This window comes from Kitasatospora sp. NPDC093558 (assembly GCF_040683475.1).
Lineage (GTDB): Bacteria > Actinomycetota > Actinomycetes > Streptomycetales > Streptomycetaceae > Kitasatospora.
In genome coordinates this window covers 1-1,527 of sequence record NZ_JBFBDY010000355.1, presented here as the reverse complement: position 1 = coordinate 1,527, position 1,527 = coordinate 1, and the positions used below count along the sequence as shown (strand labels likewise).

General features: G+C 70.5%; 2 protein-coding genes. Both read right to left on the bottom strand.

The window, feature by feature from the left end; genetic code table 11:
- On the bottom strand, positions 1-494 hold a 494-nt coding region (locus tag AB0O00_RS26155), incomplete at its 3' end, for a transposase (protein ID WP_363655690.1).
- A 127-nt stretch (positions 495-621) separates the two neighbouring features.
- Positions 622-1,386, bottom strand: a complete 765-nt coding sequence (locus AB0O00_RS26150) for an ABC transporter permease (RefSeq protein WP_363655689.1) — start codon at positions 1,384-1,386, stop codon at positions 622-624.
- Positions 1,387-1,527: the final 141 nt, after the last annotated feature.

Here is a 1,527-nt window from a genome sequence, read left to right as displayed (position 1 = left end):
TCCGCCACCAGTTCCAGCCAGCTCAGCTCCCGCGCCGCCGACAGCACATGTGTGGAGTCGGTCCGGGCCCGGCCCGCGGTCTTGAGCAGTCCCTTGTCGCGGGCAGCGGCCAGGATGCCGTCCAGCACCCGCAGCCCGGCATCCCCGGCGACCAGCCGGTCCCGGAACTCCGAGAGCACCGAAAAGTCGAACCCGGGATCACTCAGATCCAGTCCGAGGGCGTACTTGAAGTCGATCCTGGCCCGCACCGCCTCCGCGGCCTGCCGGTCGGTGAGCCCCTCCACGAACTGCAGCACCAGCACCAGCGCGAGCCGGCCCGGTGACCAGGCAGGCTTGCCGCGCGCCGGGAACAGGTCCGCGAAGTGCCTGTCGGTGAAGAGTGCCCCAAGCTCGTCCCGGATCCGGATCGCCAGGCTGCCTTTCGGGAAGGCCGCCCGCGCCACCCGCACCGTCTCCACCGGGATCTCCCAAGACCCCATCGGCTGCACGGACATCGACACCCTCCCCATACGACAACGTCGGCCTCCAAGACCACAACCGGGTCTTGGAGGCCGACGTCACGCGAGGCCCGAATTAACCAACAGTGTCACCACAGGCCGGGCCCTTTCGTCGTTCCGCTCGTCAGCGCACGCGGGTCGAGAACAGCCGCGCCGACCAGTACACCGACAGGACGGTCATCACCACGACGACCAGGAGCCCCTGCCAGACCACGGCGTCGCCGGCGTGTCCCGAGAACAGCGCCCGCATGCCCTCCACGGCCCAGTAGAAGGGGTTCCAGTGGGCTGCCGACCGCAGCCAGTCGGGCGCCAGCGTGAGCGGCAGCAGCACGCCCGAGAGCAGCGCGATCGGCTGGGCGATCGTGTTCACCACCGGCGCCATCGCGGCGTCCGTCGGCACCATCAGGGCGATGCCGAAGGAGATCGCCGAGGTCATCAGCGCCAGCAGCCCGAGCAGCAGGTAGGCGAGCAGCAGGTCGAGCGGGCTCACCCGCAGCCCGAACGGCAGCGCGATCAGCGTGATGAGGACGGCCTGCACCAGCAGCGCCACCATCTCCCGCAGCGCGCGCCCGAGCAGCAGCGCCAGCCGGCTCACCGGCGTCACCCGGGAGCGCTCGATGACGCCGGCCTTGAGCTCGCCGAGCAGGCTGAAGCCGGTGAACAGGCCGCCGAAGATGCACAGCACCGCCAACAGGCCCGGCACGTACACCTGGTAGGCGTCGGCGTAGCTGCTCGCGCCCTCGGGGGCGAGCACCTTCTTCAGCAGCGGGGCGAACAGCAGCAGGTAGAACACGGGCTGGATGATCCCGACGGCGATCCAGACCGGGGTGCGGATCATCAGCAGCAACTGCCGCTGGAAGACCAGCCAGGTGTCACGGGCGAGCTTCACGCGTACCCTCCAGGGGGCGGGTCAGGCGGACTGCCGCAGCGAGCGGCCGGTGCGGGCCAGGAACACGTCGTCCAGGCTGGGCCGTTGGAGCTGGACGGTGCCGGGCGTGACGCCCGCGCCGTCCAGGGCGCGCAGCAGCCG